Below are 5,238 nucleotides of genomic sequence, written 5' to 3'. Positions count from 1 at the left end.
CTCGGCCGAGAGCGCCGACCGGGCTCAGCCCAGCGAGACCAAGCGGGCTCCGCCGTCGGCTTCCAGGACCGTGCCGGTCAGGTTCCGGTTCGTCGCCGCCAGCGTCACCACCTCGGCCACGTCGTCCGCCGTCGCGACACGGCGGGCCGGGATCGAAGCCGCCGTCTGCGCGAAGAATCCCTCCCGCACCTCTGCCGGGAAGCCGCTCCACCACGCCGTGTCGACCACGCCCGGCGACACCGCATTCACCCGCCGCGGCGCCAGCTCCACCGCCAGCGGCTTGACCAGCGCCTCGATCGCCGCGTTCAGCGCGCCGATCCCGGCTGTGCCGGCCATCGCCGCCCGGGCCGTGATCGCGCTGAGCAGCGTGATCGACCCGTCCGCCGCCAGGTGCGGCAGCACGGCCTGGATCGCCGTCAGGTGCGCCCAGAACTTCGCGTCGAACGCCCGCCGCAGCATCGCGAGGTCCAGCGACTCGACCGGCCCCATCCCTTCGCTGCCGGACAGGCTCACCACCAGCACGTCGACCGTCCCGAGCGACTCGGCCAGCCCGGCCATTGCCGTGGCGTCGCCGCCGTCGGCCTGGTGCCCGGTCAGCTCCGGATCGCTCGAAGCGACGTCGTCGAGCCGCTCCTTGCCGCGCCCGGTGACGTGGACGTCGTATCCCCGCTGCTGCAGCCGTCGCGCGGTCGCCAGGCCGATGCCCGAAGTGCCGCCGGCCACGAGAGCGATGCTCATGCTTGTTCCCCATTTCGAACCGGTACGTCTCGTTTCTAAATTGACGCTACCATCGGATCCCATGACCGACCAGTCCCGCCCCGGCCGCAAACGCAGCGAGCAGAGCCGGCTGGCGATCCTCGCCGCGACACTCGAACTGGTCGCGGAGGCCGGCTACGGCGCACTGACCATCGAAGGCATCGCCGCGCGCTCGGGCGTCGGCAAGCAGACGATCTACCGCTGGTGGCCGTCGAAGGCCGACGTCCTGCTCGACGCGCTCGCGACGAAGGCGGACCTGCAGATCCCCGTCCCCGACGCCGGCTCGTTCCGCGCCGACCTGACCCGCTTCCTGGGCAGCACGTTCGAGCTGGGCGGCAAGTCCCCGGTCGCGGACACGCTCCGGGCGCTGATGGCCCAGGCGCAGATCGACCCGGACTTCGGCAAACGCTTCCGCGAGGACTTCCTCTTCCGCCGCCGCGACGCCCTCGCCACGCTCGTCGACCGCGCCCAGGAGCGGGGCGAACTCCCGGCCGGGATCAAGCCCAGCACGGTGATCGACGTCGTGTTCGGGACGCTCTGGTACCGGCTCCTCGCGACGCGCGAACCGGTCGACCGCGGTCTGGCGGACGAACTGGTGGCGCTGCTGGCTCGCTAAAGCCGTTCAGGCGCTTCGATGCCGAGCAAGGAGAGCCCCAGCACGAGCGTTTGCGACGTCAGCGCCGTCAGCCTCAGCCGCGACGCGCGCAACTCCGGCGAAGACGCCTTCAGCACCGGACAGTCCTCGAAGAACCGCGAGAAAGCGACGGCCGTCTCGTACAGGTACGTACACAGCTTGTGCGGTGCGTACGCACTCATCGCTGCCTTCAACGCTGCGCCGAACCTGAGCAGCTTCAGAGCCAATGCCCGTTCCGCCGGCTCCTCGAGCAGTATGTCGGTGCCGCCGGGCAAGCCGCCTGCCTTCCGGATGATCGACTGCGTCCGCGCGTGCGCGTACTGGAGGTACACCGACGTGTTGCCCTCCTTGGCCAGCATCCGGTCCCAGGCGAAAACGTAGTCGCGCTCGCGGTCACCGGACAGGTCCGCGTACTTGACCGCGCCGATGCCGACCGCCCGCGCGACTTCGGCTTGCCCTGCCGCGTCGAGCTCGCTGCGTTCGGCGACCACGGCGGCGGCCTGCGTCACGGCTTCGGTGAGCAGGTCGGCCAGCTTGATCGTGGCGCCGGACCGGGTCCGCATCGTCTTGCCGTCCGCGCCCAGCACCGTGCCGAAGCCGATGTGCTCGGCGTGCCCGGTCAGCCAGCCCGCCGCGCGGCAGGTGGCGAACAGCATCGCGAAGTGCTGCGCCTGCGGCGTCCCCACGACGTAGAGCAGGTCGGTGGCGCCACGCTCGGCCGTCCAGTACCGGACGGTCGCCAGGTCCGTGGCGGCGTACCCGTAACCGCCGTCGCGCTTGCGGACGATCAGCGGCAGCGGCTCGCCTTCGCGGTTGCGGAAGCCATCGGGGAACACGCAGACCGCACCGTCGCTGACTTCGGTCAGCCCGGCGTCCTCGAGGTCGTCGACGACCGCCGCGAGGTAGGGGTTGTAGAAACTTTCGCCGTAGATGTCCTTGTCCGTCAGGGAAATCCCGAGCAGCGCGTAGACCTCGTTGAAATGCCGGGTCGACTCGTCGACGAGCTCGTGCCACACGGCGAGAGTGTCTTCGTCACCGCTCTGCAGCTTGACCACGCGCGTGCGCGCCCGGGCCGCGAACGCTTTGTCGGTGTCGAACTTCCGGCGTGCTTCGCGGTAGAAGGCGTCGAGGTCGGCGATCGCGCGTTGCCCGGCGGGGACGTCGAGGAGGTGCTCGATGAGCATGCCGAACGGCGTACCCCAGTCACCGAGGTGGTTGTGTGGCAGCACTTCGTGGCCGGCGAACCGCAGCAGCCGGGCGAGCGCGTCGCCGATCACGGACGAGCGCAGGTGCCCGACGTGCATTTCCTTGGCGACGTTCGGGCTGCTGTAGTCGAGCGCGATCCGCCGGGGTGCGGGAGTTTCCGGCACGCCGAGACGCGGATCGCCGAGCAGTGCGCCGGCCGTCGCTGCCAGCCATTCCGTGCGCAGCGCGAAGTTCAGGAAGCCCGGCCCGGCGACTTCCGGGGGATCGGCGATCCCGTCGAGCTCCAGTGCCGCGGCGATGAGCCCGGCCACCTCGCGCGGCGGCCGGCCGAGCTGCTTGCCCAGACTCATCGCGAGGTTCGCCTGGAAGTCGACGCCTTCGCGTGGCGACGCCTGGACGAGCGCCTGTTCCGGCGTCAGTTCGACGTCCAGTGCCCGGCCGGCGGCGGTCACCACGCGGCGCGCCAGCTCCTCGGTAACGTCGGCGGTCTGCACGGTGTCCCTCCTTCGGCTTGGTCGCGGAAGCCCGCAGCGTAACGAGCGTGACCGGCCGATGACGAAGGGTTTACCGCAGCTCGCTGCCCTTGGTCTCCGGGAGCGTGAGGATGACGGCGAACGCGATCGCGGCGCCGACGGCGACGTACCAGAAGTAGAGCGTCTGCGACACCGTGCCGAACAGGGTGATGAGCAGGGGAGCGGTGCCGCCGAAGATCGCGACGGTCAGGTTGTACCAGGCCCCGATGCCCAGCCCGCGCAGCTCGGTGGGGAACAGCTCGCTCATGATGGCCGGCGCGATCGACGTCATCGCCGTGTACAGCCCGAGCCCGACGCAGAACACCACGAGCAGGCCGCCGATCCCGGGGCCGATCAAAGTGGACAGTGGCACGACGGCGACCGCGGTCGCCCCGGACCAGACGAGTAGCTGCGGCTTCCGGCCGAACCGGTCCGACAACGCCCCGAGCGGGTATTGCAGGGCGATGAACAACGCGGTGCCGACCGAAAGGGCGAGGAAGACGGCGTCGGCATCGGCGTGCCGGTTCTTCACCGCGAACGACGTGAGCGCGCTGAAGAACGTGTAGTAGCAGAGGGTCGACAGCATCGTGAAGCCGACGAGCCTGCCCACGGCCTTCGGGTGGTGGGTCAACGTCGTCAGCAGCGGCCGCTCGATCTTGCGTGCCTTGGTCTTCGTCTGCTCGAACAGTTCGGTCTCGGCGAGGCTGCGGCGCAGCCACAGTCCGACCAGGCCGAAGACACCGCCCAGCAGGAACGGCAGCCGCCAGCCCCACGACGCGAGCTGTGCCTTGTCCAGCGCGCGGGCCAGCACGTAGCCGAGCACGGTCGCGACGAGCACCGCCGAGCCGGTCGAGATGTAGAAGAACGCCGAGTAGCGGCCGCGACGCTCCGGCGGCGCGATCTCGCCCAGGTAGGCCGATGCGTTCGACACCTCACCGCCGAGTGACAGCCCCTGGGCGATGCGCGCGAGCAGCAGCAGGATCGGCGCCAGCCAGCCCACCTGCGCGAACGTCGGCAGCAGCCCGATCGCCACCGACCCGCCGGCCATGAGCAGGATGGTGAGGATCATGGCGGGCTTCCGGCCGCGGGTGTCGGCGAACCGCCCGAGCAGCACGCCGCCGAGCGGCCGGAAGAAGAACGCCAGCGCGTAGGTGGCGAAGGTGTTGATCAGGGCCAGGGTGTCGTTCCCGGCGGGGAAGAACGCGCTGGCGAAGTAGATGCTGAACGTCGCGTAGATCGTCCAGTCGAACCACTCCAGCGCGTTCCCGGCGCTGGCGGCGAACAGCTTGCGCACCGGCAGCCGGTGGCGCTGCGACACCTGGACGGCGGATTCGGTCATGGCGGCCTCCACGTCACCCGAAGGTGGAACGGGACTTTGCCACATTCATTCGCAGTGCGAAAGATCCTGACTGCCGCCTTTTCCTGTTCTCCTCTCCTCAGGCCGTGCTGGCCAACGCGAACGGCAGCACCGCGGGCGCCCCGGCCCGCCGCAGCAGCCGCGCGGCCAGCGTCATCGTCCAGCCGGTGTCGATGAGGTCGTCCACGAGCAGGATCGGCCCGCCCGGCAGGGTCTCCGCGAGGTCGGCGGGCATGCTCATCCGCCGCCACAGGTCGGCCAGCCGTTGCGCACTGTTCGCCTGGCGCGGCGGTGGTCCCTCGGCGTCGAGCGCGCCGAGGAAGTCCAGCCTGCCGATCTCGGCCAGCCGGGTCGCGAGGCTGTACACCAGTTGCGGACGCGTCGACGACGGCACCGCGACGACCGCGACCGGCCGGTGCGCCCACTGCCAGCCGGCGAGCACCTGGACGCAGGCCTTGAACACCGAGTCCGGTACCTCGGCGTCCTTCGCCTGCGGCCCGACTAGCTCCCGCAGCCGGTTGCCCCAGCCGACGTCGGTGAGCCGCCCGAGCACCTGGCCCGGCTCGGCCTGGTCGTCCGCCGAGATCCGCCCGGACACCGGTACGTCCAAAGAGGACATCCCGGTGGGCCACTGCTTCCGCGGCGCCACTTCGACGCCGGGCCGCTGCAACCGTTCCCGGGTCGCTTCGGCGACGTCGTCGGCCACCGTCGTGTCCCAGTACTGCCCGGTGCAGTTGTCGCACCGCCCGCACGGCGCCGCCTCGGGGTCGTCG

Annotated in this window: 5 protein-coding genes; 1 reads left to right on the top strand and 4 read right to left on the bottom strand. The window is 70.5% G+C overall.

Features of this window, described 5'->3' with window-relative positions; all coding sequences use genetic code 11:
- Positions 1–24: 24 nt before the first annotated feature.
- Positions 25–738, bottom strand: a complete 714-nt coding sequence (locus CCN39_RS33525; RefSeq protein WP_086848843.1) for an SDR family oxidoreductase — start codon at positions 736–738, stop codon at positions 25–27.
- Between the two features lie 61 nt (positions 739–799).
- On the opposite strand from CCN39_RS33525, the gene CCN39_RS33520 reads away from it, so the two are divergent.
- The gene (locus tag CCN39_RS33520) at positions 800–1,372 is read left to right on the top strand and encodes a TetR/AcrR family transcriptional regulator (RefSeq protein ID WP_086848841.1); all 573 of its coding nucleotides are present in this window, start codon (positions 800–802) and stop codon (positions 1,370–1,372) included.
- Here CCN39_RS33520 and argS read toward each other — a convergent pair.
- The 3 genes from argS to CCN39_RS33505 all read right to left on the bottom strand — a co-directional run.
- Positions 1,369–3,090: an arginine--tRNA ligase gene (gene argS / locus CCN39_RS33515; protein ID WP_086848838.1), complete on the bottom strand. Its 1,722-nt coding sequence runs from the start codon at positions 3,088–3,090 to the stop codon at positions 1,369–1,371. The genes CCN39_RS33520 and argS overlap by 4 nt on opposite strands.
- 70 nt (positions 3,091–3,160) lie before the next feature.
- Complete coding sequence (locus CCN39_RS33510; RefSeq protein ID WP_086848845.1) at positions 3,161–4,447, bottom strand: MFS transporter; 1,287 nt, start codon at positions 4,445–4,447, stop codon at positions 3,161–3,163.
- Positions 4,448–4,544: 97 nt separating this feature from the next.
- On the bottom strand, positions 4,545–5,238 hold a 694-nt coding region (locus CCN39_RS33505; RefSeq protein WP_143264251.1), incomplete at its 5' end, for a phosphoribosyltransferase.

The organism is Amycolatopsis kentuckyensis (assembly GCF_002155975.1).
GTDB lineage: Bacteria > Actinomycetota > Actinomycetes > Mycobacteriales > Pseudonocardiaceae > Amycolatopsis > Amycolatopsis kentuckyensis.
The sequence above is the reverse complement of the archived record's forward strand: the minus strand, read 5'-3'. Positions and strand labels throughout refer to the sequence as shown.